Here is a 16,959-nt window from a genome sequence, read left to right on the forward strand (position 1 = left end):
CAGACGACGACACGCAACCGAGGAACTTGCGGATGCTGTACTACTCCCTGACGATGGCCTGGCGCAGTCTGCTGCGCACGCCGATCGCCACCGCGTTGATGGTGCTGGCGATCGGCCTGGGTATCGGCGCGAGCATGACCATGCTGACGGTACTGCACGTGATGTCGCGCGATCCGCTGCCGGACAAGAGCGGCGTGCTCTATACCCCGCACCTGGATCCCTTGCCGGCCAACACGCCAGACAACCAGGAATGGGGCGACCCGGCGGACAATCTCACCTGGTTCGACGCCATGGCCCTGCTGCGGGCCAGCCGCGCTACGCATCAGGCGGCGATCGCCGGCGGACAGACGCTGCTATGGCCACCGCGCGCGAGCATGCCGCCGCTCGACCTGAGCGGCCGTTATGCCAGCACGCAGTTCTTTGACCTGTTCGGCGTGCCGCTGCAACGCGGACGCGGCTGGAGCGCACGCGACGATCAGGACCACGCGCGTGTCATCGTGCTGAGCCATGCTCTGGCCGATACCCTGTTCGGCACACGCGATCCGGTCGGCCAGCGGATCGCGCTAGGAGAAAAACGCATCGGTTTCCAGGTGATCGGCGTCGCCGGTGCGTGGAACCCGCAGCCGCTGTTCTACGCCGACCCGAACAGCAAGGGCGGTTTCGGCCAGCAGGACGATTTCTTCCTGCCGCTGTCCACGGCGATGGAACTGGGGCTGGGCACCAGCAACAGCGTCAGCAGTTGGGAAGCGCCCGCCAGCAACGCCCAGGCGCGGCTCAAGGATCCTTCCACAAGCTGGCTGCAGTTCTGGGTGCAGTTGGATACGCCGCAGCAGGTGTCGGCGTATCGACGCTTCCTCTACGACTATGCCGCGACACAACATGCCAGCGGACGTTTCCAACGCCCGCCGCAGCGCACGCGGCTGTATGGGTTGATGGACTGGCTGCGTCACCTGCGGATGGTGCCCGACGACGTGCGCCTGCAGGCGATGCTGGCGCTGGGCTTCCTGTGGATCTGCCTGGTCAATGTGATTGCGCTGTTGCTGGCGAAGTTCCTGCGTCGCGGCAGCGAGATCGGCGTGCGCCGCGCACTCGGCGCCCGGCGCGGCCACGTGCTGCTGCAGTTCGGCGGCGAAGCCGCATTGATCGGATTGCTCGGCGGCGTTCTGGGAATCGCGATCGCCGAACTGGGGCTGTGGAGCGTGCGCCAACGCCCGGACGACTATGCCAAGGTCGCGCGGATGGACCTGGAGATGCTGTTGGCCACCGTGGCGCTGGCGGTGATCGCCGCGCTGCTGGCCGGCCTGCTGCCGGCCTGGCGGGCCAGCCGGATCAACCCGGCCTTGCAGGTCAAGGACATCTGACATGAACCTGCCGATCCGTCCCATCCTCTCCAGCCTGCATCACCATCGCCTCACCGCCGCGCTGCTGATGCTGCAGGTCGCGCTGACCTGCGCCTTCGTCGCCAACGCAGTGTTCCTGATCGGCGGGCGGATCGAACGGCTACGGACCCCGAGCGGCCTGCCCGAGGACGAACTCGCATTGATCTCGGTCCGCGGCCTGCAGGGCGGCGACAATGCGCAGGCCCAGCAGCAGGCCGACCTGCTGGCGCTGCGCGCCATCCCTGGGGTCAAGGCGGCGACCGCGTTCGGCTTCAGCACGCCGCTGTCAGGCGGCTCCGACGACTATGGCGGTTGTGCCGACCGGCAAGCGCTGGAACGCGCGAGCGCGCAGCGCTCGATGGAGGCCGCTGGTTGCATCCAGGCTACCTACTACTCGGGCTCGCCCGGATTCGTGCAGGCCATGGGCGCGCGCCTGGTCGCCGGCCGCGACTTCCGTGCCGACGAATATTCCACCGCCTCCCCGAGCGCGCTGATCGTCACCCGCACGCTGGCGCGGCAGCTGTGGCCAGGCCAATCGGCCGTCGGCAAAACGCTGTATGGCGATGGCCAGGCCACCGTCGTCGGCGTCGTCGACGACCTGCTGCGACCGACTCTGCGCAGCGGAGCGGTCGATCATCTGGTCGCGCTGTCGCCGCAGCTTCCCGCGGGCAGCCAGACGCAGTACCTGTTGCGCAGCGCAGCGCAGGACCGCGACCGCGTGCTGGCCGCAGCGGCGGGCACACTGGCCAAGGCCGGTCCGTTGCGGCTGATTCCGAACGAGGGACGGCGCAGTTTTGCGCAGGTGCGGCAGCGCTACTTCCAGCACGATGCCACCATGATCGGGCTGCTGCTCGCCGCGACCACCGGCCTACTGTTCGTCACCGCCCTGGGCATCGGCGGACTGGCCAGCTTCTGGGTCCAGCAGCGCACGCGCCAGATCGGCATCCGCCGCGCCATCGGCGCGACCCGCCGCGACATCCTGCGTTACTTCCAGACCGAGAACCTGCTGATCGTGGGCAGCGGCAGCGTGCTGGGCATGGCGCTGGCAGTGCTGCTCAACCAGGCGCTGATGCGCCACTACGACCTGTCGCGTCTGCCGCCGGGCTACCTGTCGGCGGCGGCCATGGCCTTGCTTGCGCTCGGCCAGCTGGCGGTGCTGTGGCCGGCGCAACGCGCCGCCGCAGTGCCGCCTGCGGTCGCCACGCGCAGCGCCTGAGCGGATCGCCTCGGATCATGGATCGACTCCTGATCTCGCCGTACAGGCACCCGCTGCTGGCGGCGCTGATCGTGCTGCAGATGGCGCTCGGCTATCCGGTGCTGCTCGCGATGGGCACGCTGGCGTTGCAGGCGCATGCGCGGATGCACGCCTCCAGCGGCATCGACGACGACGCGCATCTGCTGACGCTGCGGCTCAACGGCCGCGTGTCCGCCGCGCAAGCGCAGCGTCAGGCCACGGCATTGGGTGCGATCCCCGGCGTCCTGCACGTGGCGGCGATCAATCAGCTGCCATTCGGACCCGAGCACTGGAGCACGCTGATGGGACCGCGCGCCGACGGTGCCGGCGGACAGTTCCGCGTGACCACCTACCTCGGCGGTACCGGACTGGTGGCCGCGCTGGGCCTGCGCCTGCAGCGCGGTCACGATTTCGCCAGCGACGAGTACCGCGACCTCACCTCGCCCACCGCGCTGGACCTGGCGCAGCGGGTGATCCTGACCCAGTCGCTGGCAGCGAGGCTGTTCCCGGGCCGCGACGCGGTGGGAGAGGCGGTGTATCTGGGCGGCGGGCCGCCGGCACGGGTGGTCGGCATCGTCGAGCGGCTGCGCGCGCCGGGCGCCGGCGACGAGGACGGCGCCATCCTGGCGTTGCGCCTGCGCGATGACGGCGACGCGCTGTATGTGCTGCGCGTCGCGCACGGCGATCCGATGCAGGTCCGCGCGCGCCTGGGGGCGGATGCGCAGCGGATCGCAGCGGGGCGGATGCATGAGCTGGGCAGCGCCGGCGAACTGCGCTCGCAGCAACAGCGCGTGCATCTTCAGCGGCTGATGCTGCTGGCTGCAGGTGCGGCGCTGTGGTTGCTCGCCACGACCGCGACGGTCTACGCCATCAGCGAGCTGATGGTGCGCCAGCGTTACCGGCAGATCGCGTTGCGGCGTGCGCTGGGCGCGCGCGCGGCGCAGATCCGCCGGCAGCTGCATCATGAGAACCTGCTGCTGTGCGGCCTGGGCGTCGCCATCGGCACGGGTGTCGCCGCGCTGCTGCGCCGGGTCCTGCCGGATGCCGCAGCGCTGTCGCCGCCGCCACTGTCCGCCCTGGCCATCGCGTTGCTGTTGCTCGCTGCCGGCTGGCTGGCGATGCGCGGGCCGGCCGTCCGCGCGGCGCGGCTGTCGCCTGCGGCGTATCGGTGATGCGCATGCGCGTGGTCGCCACGTCGCGCGCGCCCGCAGTGGCAGCGGCCGCATGCCGGCGGCAGCTGACGCACACGACAAGCCACACCGGGACTGCGATGATGCCGCTTCGTCCGGCATTCGCCCGTTCCGCCCAAGCCATCCGACAAGGTTCCCGATGCCCTGCATCCTGATCATCGACGACAACCCCGCCGTCGCCACCGCGCTGGAAGTGCTGTTCTCGCTGCACGACATCGAGACAGTGCATGCGGACAGCCCCGATGCCGGGCTGCAGCGCCTGGCCGAGGGCGATATCGACCTGGTGCTGCAGGACATGAACTTCACCGCCGACACCACCTCGGGCGAGGAAGGCGTGGCGCTGTTCGATGCGATCCGCGCGCGCCATCCGGACCTGCCGGTGATCCTGCTGACCGCCTGGACCCAGCTCAGCAGCGCGGTGGAACTGGTCAAGGCCGGCGCCGCCGACTACCTGGCCAAACCCTGGGACGACCGCAAGCTGCTGACCACGGTCAACAACCTGCTGGAACTGTCCGAGGCGCGGCGCGAACTGGAACGGCGCCGCGACGGCGAACGCCGCCACCGCCAGCAGCTGGCGCAGCGCTACGACCTGCGCGGCGCGGTGTTCGCCGACCCGGCCAGCGAGCGCGCCATCGCCCTGGCCTGCCAGGTCGCGCGCTCGGAACTGCCGGTGCTGATCACCGGCCCCAACGGCAGCGGCAAGGAGAAGATCGCCGAAATCGTCCAGGCCAACTCGCCGATGCGGCAGGGCCCGTTCGTGGCGCTGAACTGCGGCGCTATTCCGGCCGAGCTGATCGAAGCCGAATTGTTCGGCGCCGAGGCCGGCGCCTACACCGGCGCCAACAAGGTCCGCGAAGGCAAGTTCGAGGCCGCCGACGGCGGCACCCTGTTCCTGGACGAGATCGGCAACCTGTCGCTGGCCGGGCAGATGAAACTGCTGCGCGTGCTGGAAACCGGGCGCTTCGAACGGCTCGGCTCCAACCGCGAGCGCCAGGTCAAGGTGCGGGTGATCAGCGCCACCAATGCCGACCTGACCGCGATGATCCGCGAAGGCAGCTTCCGCGAGGATCTGTACTACCGGCTCAACGCGGTGGAACTGTCGCTGCCGGCGCTGGCCGACCGCCCCGGCGACATCCTGCCGCTGGCCGAGCACTTCCTGTCCGGCGCCAAGGCGCTGTCGGCCGGCGCCGCGCAGGCGCTGCAGCGGCATGCCTGGCCCGGCAACGTGCGCGAACTGCGCAACGTCGTCCAGCGCGCCGAACTGCTGGCCGGCGGCCGCCTGATCGAGGCCGCCGACCTCAACCTGCCCAAGCCCGCAGCGCAGCGTCCCGCGCCCGGCGCCGAACCGGACCGCGAGCGCATCGTCGCGGTGCTTGGCCGCGCCAACGGCGTCATCGCCCAGGCCGCGGCCGAATTGGGCATGAGCCGGCAGGCGCTGTACCGGCGCATGGACCGCTACGGAATCCCGCGCGAATGAAACTGCGCCGCTCCTTCACCGTCGGCCTGTTCCTGCGCCTGTTGCCGGTGCTGGCGCTGGCCGCGGCGATGCCGTGGCTGCTGGCGTACTGGATGGACCGCGGCTGGGAAGTGGTGACCTTGTCGGCGCTGTCTCTGCTGGCGCTGATGTGGTGGACGCTGCGCCGCGCCACCGCGCCGATGCGCTCGCTGTTCCGCGCCCTGGCCGGCACCGTCAGCAGCTACCGCGACGGCGAATACAACTTCGGCGTGCACTGGCGCGGCGACGACGAACTGGGCGAGATGGTCGCCGCGCACCGGCAGCTGGGCGATATCCTGCGCGAGCAACGGCAGGGCCTGGCGCAGCGCGAACTGATGCTCGACACCATGGTGCAGAACACCCCGGTGGCGATGCTGCTGACCTCCAACGGCGGCGACGGCCTGCGCCGCGTGGTGTTCTCCAACCTGGCCGCGCGCAAGCTGCTGCACGGCGGCTGGAAACTGGAAGGCCAGCGCCTGGACGACCTGCTGCTGGGCATGCCGCCGGCGCTGCGCGAGGCCGTGGCGCGCGGCGGCGACAGCCTGTTCACCATCGACGACGACGAGGACCCTGAAGAGGAGCAGGTCTACCACCTGTCGCGGCGCCGCTTCCGCCTCAACGGCCGTCCGCACGAACTGCTGCTGATCCGCCTGCTCACCGCCGAGCTGCGCCGCCAGGAAGTGCATACCTGGAAGAAGGTGATCCGGGTCATCAGCCACGAATTGAACAACTCGCTGGCGCCGATCGCCTCGCTGGCGCACTCCGGCGCCGAGTTGGTGCGGCGGCAGAAGGTGGAACGGCTGGAAGAAGTGTTCGGCACCATCGAGGAGCGCGCGCGGCACCTGGAAGGCTTCATCCGCGGCTACGCGCGCTTCGCCAAACTGCCGCAGCCGCAGTTGCAGACCGTGCACTGGGCGCAGTTCCTGGCCGGGCTGCAACAGCAGATCCCGTTCGCGCTGGAACTGGAAGCGCCCGACCTGCACAGCCGGGTCGATCCGGCGCAGCTGCAGCAGGCGCTGCTCAACCTGGTCAAGAACGCGCACGAATCCAGCCCCGAGGGCCAGGCGCCGGCCGACAGCGTGCGCATCCGCGTCTCCACCCGCCCCGAATGGCTGCGCATCGAAGTGCTGGACCGCGGCAGCGGCATGAACGAAGCAGTGCTGCACAACGCGCTGATGCCGTTCTATTCGACCAAGCGCAACGGCACCGGCCTGGGCCTGGCGCTGACCCGCGAGATCGTCGAAGCGCACGGCGGCCGCCTGTCGCTGCAGAACCGCGACGAAGGCGGGCTGTGCGTGGCGGTGCAGTTGCCGCTGGCGTCGGCGAGCTAGCGCCTCACGCCCCCTGTAGGAGCGGCTTCAGCCGCGACAGGTTCTACCGGAATGTCTGTCGCGGCTGAAGCCGCTCCTACAGGGTGCATACGGACTTACTCGTGTACGGTGCCGCTCTCGACGATGCGCGGCGTGCCCAGCGCACCGCAGGCGTCGTCGGCGCCCGTCGTGGCCGTGGCCGGAATCGCGCCGTAGTAACCGGCGCCGACCGTGTTGTCGACGAAGCGCCCGCCTTGCGACGGACATTCGCCTTGGTCCGGGTCGAACCAGTCGGAGAACGCGGCGTACTTGCCGGCGCGCACGAACTGGTTGCCACGCACAACGGTATCGTCGGAGGCATCGCGGGTGCGCACCACGTCGCCGTTGACGTCGGTGAAGCTGTTGCCCTCGACCGTATTGCCGGTCGAATGACGCGCCAGGTACAGCGCATGGATGTAACCGGAGGTTTCCTTGCTGTTCTCGATCGCGCTGAACTGGTTGTCGGCGATCACGTTGTCGCGCGAGTTCTGCAAGCGGATCGCCGCATACGAATACGCCGGATCGCCCTGGCCATGGATGCCGCCGATGCGGACGAAACGCATGCCGCGGATCTCGTTGCCGGCGTTGCCGTCGGCGGCCGCGTTGCTGCTGCCCAGGTCCATCGCCATCCAGTAGTCGCTGACTTCCAGGCCGACGAACTGCAGCTGGGTGCGCTGGTTGCCGCCGCCGCGCAGGGTGAACCAGGTGCCGCCGCCGCGTCCGTCGAAGTGCGGCAGCGTGCTCGCACCGGAGGCGGCGACGATGCGCAGCGGCGCGCCGTTGCGGAACGTCCAGCGCACCGACTGGCCCAGATAGGTGCCGGGCGCGACCACGATTTCCACCGCCGCCGGCGGCGGTTGCGCCAGCAGCCGTTGCTGCGCGGCGCTCAACGTCTTCAATGCGGTGGCGGCGCTGGTCCCGGCCGCGGCATCGTCGCCATCGGGCGCCAGGTACAGGCGGAAGGTCTGCGCGTGCACGCCGCCCGCCGCCACCAGCACCATCAAGACCCACCATCGCATGCGTCGTACCGACATCGAACACCTCCATGGAGCGTTGCGACGCTGGCGCCGGATCCGGCCAGCCGCGCCACCTTAGCGCGGCCCTGCGCGTGCGGTTGCGATGCCTGTCACGCGCCGCCCAGCGCCCCGCTGCCGGCTATTTCTTCTTCGGCCGCTTCCAGTCTTCGTGCGTGGCCTGCCGCGCCCGCGCCACGGTGAGCTGGCCGGCCGGCGCATCGCGCGTGATCACCGACCCGGCGCCGATGGTCGCCCCGGTACCGATCGTCAGCGGCGCCACCAGCGCGCTGTTGGAGCCGACGAAGACGTCGTCGCCAATCGTGGTCTGCGACTTGTTCACGCCGTCGTAGTTGCAGGTGATGGTGCCGGCGCCGATGTTGACCCCGCTGCCGATCGTCGCATCGCCCAGATAGCTCAGATGATTGGCCTTGCTGCCGACGCCGAGCACCACCTTCTTGGTCTCGACGAAATTGCCGATGTGCACGCCGTCGGCCAGCACCGTGCCCGGCCGCAGCCGCGCGAACGGCCCGATCATCACCGCGCCTTCGGTGACCACGCCTTCCAGGTCGCAGTGCGCGCGCACTTCGGTGCCCGGCCCCAGCACCACGTCCTTCAGCCGCACGAACGGACCGATGCTGACCCCGTCGCCCAGTTCCACCTCGCCTTCCAGCACCACGTTCACGTCGATGCACACGTCGCGGCCCACGCGCACGCGGCCGCGCTGGTCCAACCGGTTCGGATCGAGCAGGTGCGCACCCTGCTCGCACAGCGCGCGCGCCGCGCGCAGCTGCCAGGCGCGCTCCAGCTGCGCCAGCTGCCAGGGGTCGTTGGCGCCCTCGGCCTCGATCGGATCGGCCACCAGCACCATCTCCGCCGGGGTGAATTCGGCAGCGGCGGCGGCGAACACGTCGGTGAGGTAGTACTCGCCTTGCGCGTTGTCGCTGCGCAATTGCGCCAGCCAGCGCTTGAGCGCGGTGGATTCGGCGGTGACGATGCCGGTGTTGATGGCGCGGATGCGGCGCTGATCGTCGTCGGCATCCTTGTGCTCCACGATCGCCGCGACCTTGCCCGCCGCGTCGCGCACGATGCGGCCATAGCCGCTGGGGTCGTCGGGTTCGGCCACCAGCACCGCCAGCCGCCCCGGCGAGTGCAGCAGGCGCAACAAGGTGTCGGCGCGGGTCAGCGGCACGTCGCCGTACAGCACCAGCACGGTGGCCGCATCCGGCACCGCGGCCATCGCCTGCTGCACCGCATGCCCGGTGCCCAATTGCTGCGCCTGCTCGGCCCACAGCAGATCCGGCTGGTCGCCGAAGGCCGCGCGCACCGCGTCGCCGCCATGGCCATAGACCACATGGATCGCCGCCGGCTGCAACTGGCGCGCGGTTTCGATCACGTGGGCCAGCATCGGCCGGCCGGCGATGGGTTGCAGCACCTTGGGCTTGGCGGACTTCATCCGCTTGCCCGCACCGGCGGCAAGGATCACGACGTGCAGGGGCAGGCTCATGGGGAAGTTCCATTCCGGGTCTGACGGGGATTTTAGAGGCAGCCGCGTGTGCGTGCCGCAACGTCCGAAGCCTCGCGACGCCGCGGCATTTACATCTGCGTGGCAGACGCTAGCATGCGCGCTTGATCCCAACCCAGGGCTTCCATGAGTCTGCTGCGCCAGGGCGGTCAATTCGTGCTGATCGGATTGCTGCAACTGCTGATCGACTGGAGCGTGTTCGTCGCGGCCACCGCCGCCGGCATGCCGCCGATCCCGGCCAACGTGCTCGGCCGCGTGTGCGGCGCCCTGCTCGGCTTCTGGCTCAACGGCCGCATCACCTTCGCCAGCGACGACGGCGCGCGCCTGGGCTGGCAGCGCTTTGGCCGCTTCATGGCGATGTGGATCCTGATGACCCTGCTCAGCACCTGGCTGGTGTCGCTGTGCGTGGACGCGCTGGGCCTGCGCCTGGCCTGGCTGGCCAAGCCGGTGGTCGAGGGCGTGCTGGCGGTGCTGTCGTTCTTCGTCGGGCGGCACCTGGTGTACAGCTAGGCGCGCTAGGCGCTGGCTTCAACATGCACAGCCCCCCGTAGGAGCGGCTTCAGCCGCGACAGGCCCTATCGGGAAAGCCCGTCGCGGCTGAAGCCGCTCCTACAGAATTGACCGGATTGTGACCGCATCTGCGCGCAATCGGATTCCCGTGCGTACCCGCTCAGTGGCAGAAATCGCCCAGGCTGCGCACCAGCGCGGTGCGATGGACCTGGTCCAGCTGCCAGCGCAGCGCATAGGCCTCGGCCGCGCGCGCGGTCGCCGCCGGGCAGTCCGGCGCCTGCCGGGTCGCGGCGCTGGCCTGCAGGGCGTCCAGCATCTCGCCCTGCAACTGGTCCAGGCGCGCGCGCAGCGCGGTCAGGTCAGGGCGCGGCTGGTCGGGGGCGCGGCCGCGCAGGCGCCAACGCTCCAGCAACTGGTATTGCACCAGCTTGTTGGACTCGATCTGCATGCCGAAGAAGCGCGCCGCGTCGTCCGCATCCACGCCGTGCGCCGGCGCCTGCGCGCGCACGCTGGCCAGCACCGCGGCCTCGCGGGTGGCGTCCAGTACCGGCTTGCCGCTGTCCCACTTGCTCAGCGCGACCTGGTCGCCGATCGCGTTGCGTTCGACGATGCGGTCGAGCAGCGGCTCCAGCGGCGTGGCGCTGCGCGCGGGCATCGCGCAGCCCAGCATGGCGGTACCGGCCAGCAGCGCGCTCAGCACGCGCGGAAGTGTGGCAGCAGCGGAAGCGGTCATCGGGTCTCTCCTGAAAAACCGTCTGCGTGGGGGAAGGAGTCCGCAGATCGGGCCGCCATCTTGCACAAGCCGTTGGACGATTTCGTTGCAGCACGCCGCGGTTGCGACGCAAGCGCGCAATCGAGTCAGCGGCGATAAAGCCAGCGCCGTGCGCCATGTCACTGTTGCGCAGCGATGCCGGCATACGCGCGCTACGCCAGCTGCGCTCTTCGCCGCTGCATGACGGCGCCGCGCGGCAAGTGGCCAACCGCACCGCACAAACGAAAAACGCCGGCAGTTGCCGGCGTCTTCGTCGCATGCCTGCGCCAGGCGGCGCGTGCAGCGAGGCTCAGTGCTTGAGGTTCTTGCGCAGGCGTTCCAGCGCCTGCAGCTGCGCGGTGACTTCCGCCAGCTTGGCCTGCGCCTCGGCCACGTCGATGCCGTCGCCGCGGTTGGCGAGCATGCGCTCGGCTTCTTCCTTGGCCTTGCGCACCGACGCCTCGTCGATGTCCTGCGCGCGGATCGCGGTGTCGGCCAGGATGGTCACCACCTGCGGCTGCACCTCAAGGATGCCGCCGGAAATGGCGAAATCCAGCTGCTCGCCGCTGGCGGTGGTGACCACCACCTTGCCGGGCTTGAGCCGGGTGATCAGCGGCGCGTGCTTGGGCGCGATGCCCAGCTCGCCCAGCTCGCCGGTGGCGACCACCAGGGTCGCTTCACCGTGGTAGATCTCGTGCTCGGCGCTGACGATGTCGCAACGGATGGTGCTCATGGTTACCTCGCTGGCGCGAGGCGGGATTGGGGATTGGGGATTCGGGATTGGTCAAAGCGGTCGCGCCGCCTTGCCTTCACTCCGAATCCCTCGCCCTCGATGCCGCCTTGCGTATCCCTAATCCCGAATGCCGAATCCCGGCTGTTACGCCTTCTCGGCCATCTTCTTGGCCTTCTCGACCGCTTCTTCGATGCTGCCGACCATGTAGAACGCCTGCTCCGGCAAGTGGTCGTACTCGCCTTCGACGATGCCCTTGAAGCCGCGGATGGTGTCCTTCAGCGACACGTACTTGCCCGGCGAGCCGGTGAACACTTCGGCCACGTGGAACGGCTGGCTGAAGAAGCGCTCGATCTTGCGCGCGCGCGACACCGACTGCTTGTCCTCTTCGGACAGCTCGTCCATGCCCAGGATCGCGATGATGTCCTTCAGTTCCTTGTACTTCTGCAGGGTCATCTGCACGCGGCGCGCGGTGTCGTAGTGCTCGTGGCCGATCACGTTCGGATCCATCATGCGCGAGGTCGAATCCAGCGGATCCACCGCCGGGTAGATACCCAGCGAGGCGATGCTGCGCGACAGCGCGACGGTCGAGTCGAGGTGGGCGAAGGTGGTCGCCGGCGACGGATCGGTGTAATCGTCCGCGGGCACGTACACGGCCTGGATCGAGGTGATCGAGCCGGTCTTGGTCGAGGTGATGCGCTCCTGCAGCACGCCCATTTCCTCGGCCAGGGTCGGCTGGTAGCCCACCGCCGACGGCATGCGGCCCAGCAGCGCCGACACTTCGGTACCGGCCAGGGTGTAGCGGTAGATGTTGTCGACGAACAGCAGCACGTCCTTGCCCTTGCCGTTCTCGTCCTTCTCGTCGCGGAAGTACTCGGCCATGGTCAGGCCGGTCAGCGCCACGCGCAGGCGGTTGCCCGGCGGCTCGTTCATCTGGCCGTACACCATCGCGACCTTGTCCAGGACGTTGGAGTCCTTCATCTCGTGGTAGAAGTCGTTGCCCTCGCGGGTACGCTCGCCCACGCCGGCGAACACGGACAGACCCGCGTGCGCCTTGGCGATGTTGTTGATCAGTTCCATCATGTTGACGGTCTTGCCGACGCCGGCGCCGCCGAACAGGCCGACCTTGCCGCCCTTGGCGAACGGGCACATCAGGTCGATGACCTTGATGCCGGTTTCCAGCAGCTCGGTGGCCGAGGACTGGTCTTCGTAGCTCGGCGCGGCGCGGTGGATTTCCCAATGGTCGGTGGCCTGCACGTCGCCGGCCTCGTCGATCGGGCGGCCCAGCACGTCCATGATCCGGCCCAGCGTGCCCGGGCCGACCGGCACCGAGATCGCGCGGCCGGTATTGGTCGCCAGCAGGTTGCGCTTGAGGCCGTCGGTGGAACCGAGCGCGATGGTGCGCACGATGCCGTCGCCGAGCTGCTGCTGCACTTCCAGCGTGATGGCCGTGCCTTCGACCTTCAGTGCGTCGTAAATCTTCGGCACATCGGCACGCGCGAATTCGACGTCGACGACCGCGCCGATGATCTGAACGATCTTGCCCTGACTCATTTGGATAACTCCACTAATGTCTATTCGAAACTGGTGTCGGGAATGGGGAACGGGGAATCGGGAATGGGAAGATCAAGCGCTGCTGCCTCGACCATTCCCGTTTCTCCATTCCCCATTCCCGGCTACACAGCGGCTGCGCCGCCGACGATCTCGGAAATTTCCTGGGTGATCGCCGCCTGCCGCGCCTTGTTGTAGATCAGCTGCAAGGTGCTGATCAGCTTGTTGGCGTTGTCGCTGGCCGCCTTCATCGCGACCATGCGCGCGGCATGTTCGGAGGCCACGTTCTCCAGCACCGCCTGGTACACCAGCGACTCGATGTAGCGCGTCATCACGTGCTCCAGCACGGTCGCGGCATCGGGTTCGTACAGGTAGTCCCAGTCGTGGTGCGCGACCTGGTTCTCCGCCGCCGGCAGCGGCAGCAGCTGGTCGAAGCTGGCCTTCTGCGTCATCGTGTTCACGAAGCGGTTGTAGACCAGGTAGACGCGGTCGACCTTGCCCTCGGTGAACGCATCCAGCATCACCTTGATCACGCCGATCAGCTGCTCCAGCTGCGGCACGTCGCCGAGGTGGCTGACGCTGCCGACCATCTCGACCTTGAGCCGGCGGAAGAACACCGAGGCCTTCTGGCCGATGGTGACCACGTCGATGCCGGCGCCCTTGTCCTGCCACTGGCGCACTTCGCCCAGCATCTTGCGGAACAGGTTGTTGTTGAGGCCGCCGGCCAGGCCGCGATCGGAGGAGATCACGATGTAGCCGACACGCTTGACCTCGTCGCGCTGCACCAGGAACGGATGCGTGTAGTCGGTGCTGGCTTGCGCCAGATGCCCGATCACCTGCTTCATCGCCTGCGCGTACGGGCGCGAGGTCTTCATCCGATCCTGCGCCTTGCGGATCTTGGAGGCCGAGACCATCTCGAGCGCGCGCGTCACCTTGCGGGTGTTCTGCACGCTCTTGATCTTGGTTTTGATTTCGCGTCCGCCTGCCATGCTCTCGCTCGCTTTGCTCGCTTCGTGGGAATGGGGAATGGAGAATCGGGAATGGGCAAAGCCCGGATCCCGCTCCTACGATTCCCTATTCTCGATTCCCGATTCCCTGCAGCTGGATTACCAGCTGCCCGTGGTCTTGAACTCGCCGATGCCCTTCTTGAACGCCGCTTCGATCTCGCCGTTCCAGTCGCCGCTGTCGTTGACCTTGGCGATCAGCTCGCCGGCGGTGTTGGCGAAGTGCGCGTGCAGGCCTTCTTCGAACGCGCCGATCTTGTTGACCGGCACGTCGTCCAGGAAGCCTTCGTTGACCGCGTAGATCGACAGCGCCTGGTTGGCGATCGACATCGGCAGGTACTGCTTCTGCTTCATCAGTTCGGTAACGCGCTGGCCGCGCTCGAGCTGCTTGCGGGTGGCTTCGTCCAGGTCCGAGGCGAACTGCGCGAACGCCGCCAGCTCGCGGTACTGCGCCAGCGAGATACGGATGCCGCCGGAGAGCTTCTTGATGATCTTGGTCTGCGCGGCGCCGCCGACGCGCGACACCGAGATGCCCGCGTTCACCGCCGGACGGATGCCGGCGTTGAACAGGTCGGTTTCCAGGAAGATCTGGCCGTCGGTGATCGAGATCACGTTGGTCGGCACGAACGCGGACACGTCGCCGGCCTGGGTTTCGATGATCGGCAGCGCGGTCAGCGAACCGGTCTTGCCCTTCACTTCGCCGTTGGTGAACTTCTCCACGTAGTCCTCGGACACGCGCGCGGCGCGCTCCAGCAGGCGGCTGTGCAGGTAGAACACGTCGCCCGGATACGCTTCGCGGCCCGGCGGGCGCTTCAGCAGCAGCGAGATCTGGCGGTAGGCCACGGCCTGCTTGGACAGATCGTCGTACACGATCAGCGCGTCTTCGCCGCGGTCCATGAAGTACTCGCCCATGGTGCAGCCGGCGTAGGCGCTGATGTACTGCATCGCCGCCGATTCGGAGGCGGTCGCGGCGACCACGATGGTGTGCGCCAGCGCGCCGTTCTCTTCCAGCTTGCGCACGATGTTGGCGACGGTCGAGGCCTTCTGCCCGATCGCCACGTACACGCACTTGATGCCGGTGGTCTTCTGGTTGATCACCGCATCGATCGCCAGCGCGGTCTTGCCGGTCTGGCGGTCGCCGATGACCAGCTCGCGCTGGCCGCGGCCGATCGGGATCATCGCGTCGACCGACTTGTAGCCGGTCTGCACCGGCTGGTCGACCGACTTGCGCCAGATCACGCCCGGCGCCACGCGCTCCACCGGCGCGGTCTGCGAGGTGCCCAGCGGGCCCTTGCCGTCGATCGGCTCGCCCAGCGCGTTGACCACGCGGCCGAGCAGTTCCTTGCCCACCGGCACTTCCAGGATGCGGCCGGTGGTCTTGGCCACGTCGCCTTCGCGCAGGTTCTCGTAGTCGCCGAGCACCACGGCGCCGACCGAGTCGCGCTCCAGGTTCAGCGCCAGGGCGTAGGTCTCGTTCGGCAGTTCGATCATCTCGCCCTGCATCACGTCGGCCAGGCCGAAGATGCGCACGATGCCGTCGGACACGCTGGTGACCGTGCCTTCGTTGCGCGACTCCGCAGTGAGCTTGACCTGCTCGATGCGGTTCTTGATCAGTTCGCTGATTTCGGAGGGGTTGAGCGTGGTTGCCATCTTGGTTTCCTTCGGATCGTCCACCGCGCGAAGGCGGATGGCGACTTTTGGTTAGCTTCTTTGAGAATCGGGAATGGGGAATCGGGAATCGCTGGTGGCGTCGCCGCCGGGCCGGGTTCTCTTTTCTCTATTCGCCATTCCCGCTTCTTAGTGGGCCAGTGCGGATTGCAGGCGCGACAGCTTGCCTTTCAGCGAACCATCGATGACCACGTCGCCGGCGTCGATCACCGCGCCGCCGATCAGCGAAGCGTCCACCGCCGTGGTGATCTCGACCTCGCGGCCGAAGCGCTGCTTCAGCGCCACCTTCAACGAGGCCACCTCCGCGTCGCTCAGCTGGGTGGCCGAGGTCACGTTGGCCTTGACCACGCATTCGGCCTCGGCACGCAGCTGATCGTACAGCCCGGCGATCTCGGGCAGCAGCGGCAACCGCTGCCCTTCGGCCAGCAGGCTCAGAAAGCGCGCGTACTGCTCGTCGGCCACCTGCGGCGCCAGCAGCGCCACTGCCTGCTCACGCTGCAGCTGCGGGTTGTGCAGCAACGCCGCCACGCGCGGATCGGCGGCGACCTGGGCGGAGAACGCCAAGGCCTGCGACCAAGGCGCGAGCTTGCCGGCATCGCTGGCCGCGGCGAACGCGGCGCGGGCATACGGACGCGCCAGTGTGAGGGCCTGGCTCATCTCAGATCTCCGCCGCCAGCTCGTCGAGCAGCGCCTTGTGGGCGTTGGCGTCGATTTCGCGCTTGAGCAGCCTTTCCGCACCGCTCACCGCCAGCAGCGACACCTGGCGACGCAGTTCTTCGCGCGCACGGTTGGCCGCGGCGTCGATCTCGGCCTGGGCCAGATCCTTCTGCCGGTTGGCCTCGGCGATCGCCTCGTTCTTGGCCGCTTCGACGATCTGGTTGGCGCGCGCGTGGGCCTGGTCGATGATTTCGTTGGCCTTGACGCGTGCGTCCTTCAGCGCTTCGTTGACCTTTTCCTGCGCCTGCGCCAGATCCTTCTGGCTGCGATCGGCGGCGGCGAGGCCTTCGGCGATCTTCTGTTGGCGCTCTTCGATGGCCTTCATCAGCGGCGGCCAGATCTTGGTCGCGACGATCCAGATCAGACCGGCAAACGCCAGCGCCTGGGCAAAGAGGGTGAGACCGATATTCATTGGGTACGCTCAGCCAAAGTGACGGGGTGGACGCGCCGCCATCGCGGCGGGCGCGTCCGAACCTTCATCCGCAGCGGGGCGGCCGCATCGCTGCGGCCGTCCGCCGGTGCTACTGGATCAACCGCCCTGCGGCAGGCGCGACACGAACTCGCCGATCATCGGGTTGGCGAACGCGAACAGCAGGCCGACCGCGACGCTGATGATGAACGCGGCGTCGATCAGGCCGGCGGTGATGAACATGCGCACCTGCAGCACCGGGATCAGTTCCGGCTGGCGCGCGGCCGACTCCAGGAACTTGCCGGCCATGATGGCCAGACCGAGGCCGGCACCCAGCGCGGCCAGGCCGATCATGATGCCGACGGCGAGGACGGTGGAGCTCTGGACTTGGGCGAGGTTGGTCAGGACGGCGAAGTACATGGTTTTCTCCGAGA

Annotated in this window: 16 protein-coding genes; 6 read left to right on the top strand and 10 right to left on the bottom strand. The window is 68.3% G+C overall.

The window, feature by feature from the left end; translation table 11 throughout:
• The first annotated feature begins 32 nt into the window (after positions 1–32).
• The 5 genes from HEP73_RS18875 (at position 33) to HEP73_RS18895 (ending at position 6,629) form a co-directional block, all read left to right on the top strand.
• A complete protein-coding gene (locus tag HEP73_RS18875) occupies positions 33–1,361 on the top strand; it encodes an ABC transporter permease (RefSeq protein WP_185821110.1) in 1,329 nt (442 codons plus the stop codon).
• Position 1,362: 1 nt separating this feature from the next.
• A complete protein-coding gene (locus tag HEP73_RS18880) occupies positions 1,363–2,595 on the top strand; it encodes an ABC transporter permease (RefSeq protein ID WP_185821111.1) in 1,233 nt (410 codons plus the stop codon).
• 17 nt (positions 2,596–2,612) lie between these two features.
• Positions 2,613–3,785: an FtsX-like permease family protein gene (locus HEP73_RS18885; protein ID WP_185821112.1), complete on the top strand. Its 1,173-nt coding sequence runs from the start codon at positions 2,613–2,615 to the stop codon at positions 3,783–3,785.
• A gap of 157 nt (positions 3,786–3,942) precedes the next feature.
• The gene (locus tag HEP73_RS18890; RefSeq protein ID WP_185821113.1) at positions 3,943–5,280 is read left to right on the top strand and encodes a sigma-54-dependent transcriptional regulator; all 1,338 of its coding nucleotides are present in this window, start codon (positions 3,943–3,945) and stop codon (positions 5,278–5,280) included.
• A complete protein-coding gene (locus tag HEP73_RS18895) occupies positions 5,277–6,629 on the top strand; it encodes a sensor histidine kinase (RefSeq protein WP_185821114.1) in 1,353 nt (450 codons plus the stop codon). The genes HEP73_RS18890 and HEP73_RS18895 overlap by 4 nt, the downstream gene beginning before the upstream one ends.
• Before the next feature lie 95 nt (positions 6,630–6,724).
• Here HEP73_RS18895 and HEP73_RS18900 read toward each other — a convergent pair whose 3' ends face one another.
• Both HEP73_RS18900 and glmU read right to left on the bottom strand, forming a co-directional pair.
• Positions 6,725–7,681 (bottom strand): right-handed parallel beta-helix repeat-containing protein, encoded by a 957-nt coding sequence (locus HEP73_RS18900; RefSeq protein ID WP_185821115.1) that lies wholly within the window; start codon positions 7,679–7,681, stop codon positions 6,725–6,727.
• A gap of 121 nt (positions 7,682–7,802) precedes the next feature.
• A complete protein-coding gene (glmU, locus tag HEP73_RS18905; protein WP_185821116.1) occupies positions 7,803–9,167 on the bottom strand; it encodes a bifunctional UDP-N-acetylglucosamine diphosphorylase/glucosamine-1-phosphate N-acetyltransferase GlmU in 1,365 nt (454 codons plus the stop codon).
• Between the two features lie 144 nt (positions 9,168–9,311).
• Here glmU and HEP73_RS18910 point away from each other — a divergent pair, with 144 nt between their 5' ends.
• Complete coding sequence (locus HEP73_RS18910; protein ID WP_185821117.1) at positions 9,312–9,695, top strand: GtrA family protein; 384 nt, start codon at positions 9,312–9,314, stop codon at positions 9,693–9,695.
• Between the two features lie 160 nt (positions 9,696–9,855).
• Here HEP73_RS18910 and HEP73_RS18915 read toward each other — a convergent pair whose 3' ends face one another.
• The 8 genes from HEP73_RS18915 to atpE all read right to left on the bottom strand — a co-directional run bounded on the left by HEP73_RS18915 (position 9,856) and on the right by atpE (position 16,945).
• The gene (locus HEP73_RS18915) at positions 9,856–10,428 is read right to left on the bottom strand and encodes a chorismate mutase (protein ID WP_185821118.1); all 573 of its coding nucleotides are present in this window, start codon (positions 10,426–10,428) and stop codon (positions 9,856–9,858) included.
• A gap of 328 nt (positions 10,429–10,756) precedes the next feature.
• Positions 10,757–11,179: a F0F1 ATP synthase subunit epsilon gene (locus HEP73_RS18920; RefSeq protein WP_145705148.1), complete on the bottom strand. Its 423-nt coding sequence runs from the start codon at positions 11,177–11,179 to the stop codon at positions 10,757–10,759.
• A 144-nt stretch (positions 11,180–11,323) separates the two neighbouring features.
• Entirely contained in the window at positions 11,324–12,730 is a 1,407-nt protein-coding gene (gene atpD, locus HEP73_RS18925) for a F0F1 ATP synthase subunit beta (protein ID WP_185821119.1), read from the bottom strand.
• Positions 12,731–12,852: 122 nt separating this feature from the next.
• Positions 12,853–13,716, bottom strand: coding sequence for a F0F1 ATP synthase subunit gamma (gene atpG, locus HEP73_RS18930; protein ID WP_185814064.1), 864 nt, complete (start codon positions 13,714–13,716; stop codon positions 12,853–12,855).
• A gap of 117 nt (positions 13,717–13,833) precedes the next feature.
• Entirely contained in the window at positions 13,834–15,381 is a 1,548-nt protein-coding gene (gene atpA, locus HEP73_RS18935; protein ID WP_179568766.1) for a F0F1 ATP synthase subunit alpha, read from the bottom strand.
• A 147-nt stretch (positions 15,382–15,528) separates the two neighbouring features.
• Positions 15,529–16,056, bottom strand: coding sequence for a F0F1 ATP synthase subunit delta (locus HEP73_RS18940; protein ID WP_179568768.1), 528 nt, complete (start codon positions 16,054–16,056; stop codon positions 15,529–15,531).
• A gap of 1 nt (position 16,057) precedes the next feature.
• Positions 16,058–16,528 (bottom strand): F0F1 ATP synthase subunit B, encoded by a 471-nt coding sequence (locus HEP73_RS18945; RefSeq protein WP_185821120.1) that lies wholly within the window; start codon positions 16,526–16,528, stop codon positions 16,058–16,060.
• Between the two features lie 117 nt (positions 16,529–16,645).
• Positions 16,646–16,945 carry a F0F1 ATP synthase subunit C gene (atpE, locus tag HEP73_RS18950; RefSeq protein WP_046978353.1) on the bottom strand — a complete coding sequence of 100 codons (300 nt, stop codon included), beginning with the start codon at positions 16,943–16,945 and terminating at the stop codon, positions 16,646–16,648.
• Positions 16,946–16,959 lie beyond the last annotated feature (14 nt).

It is taken from the genome of Xanthomonas sp. GW, assembly GCF_014236815.1.
Classification (GTDB): Bacteria; Pseudomonadota; Gammaproteobacteria; order Xanthomonadales; family Xanthomonadaceae; genus Xanthomonas_A.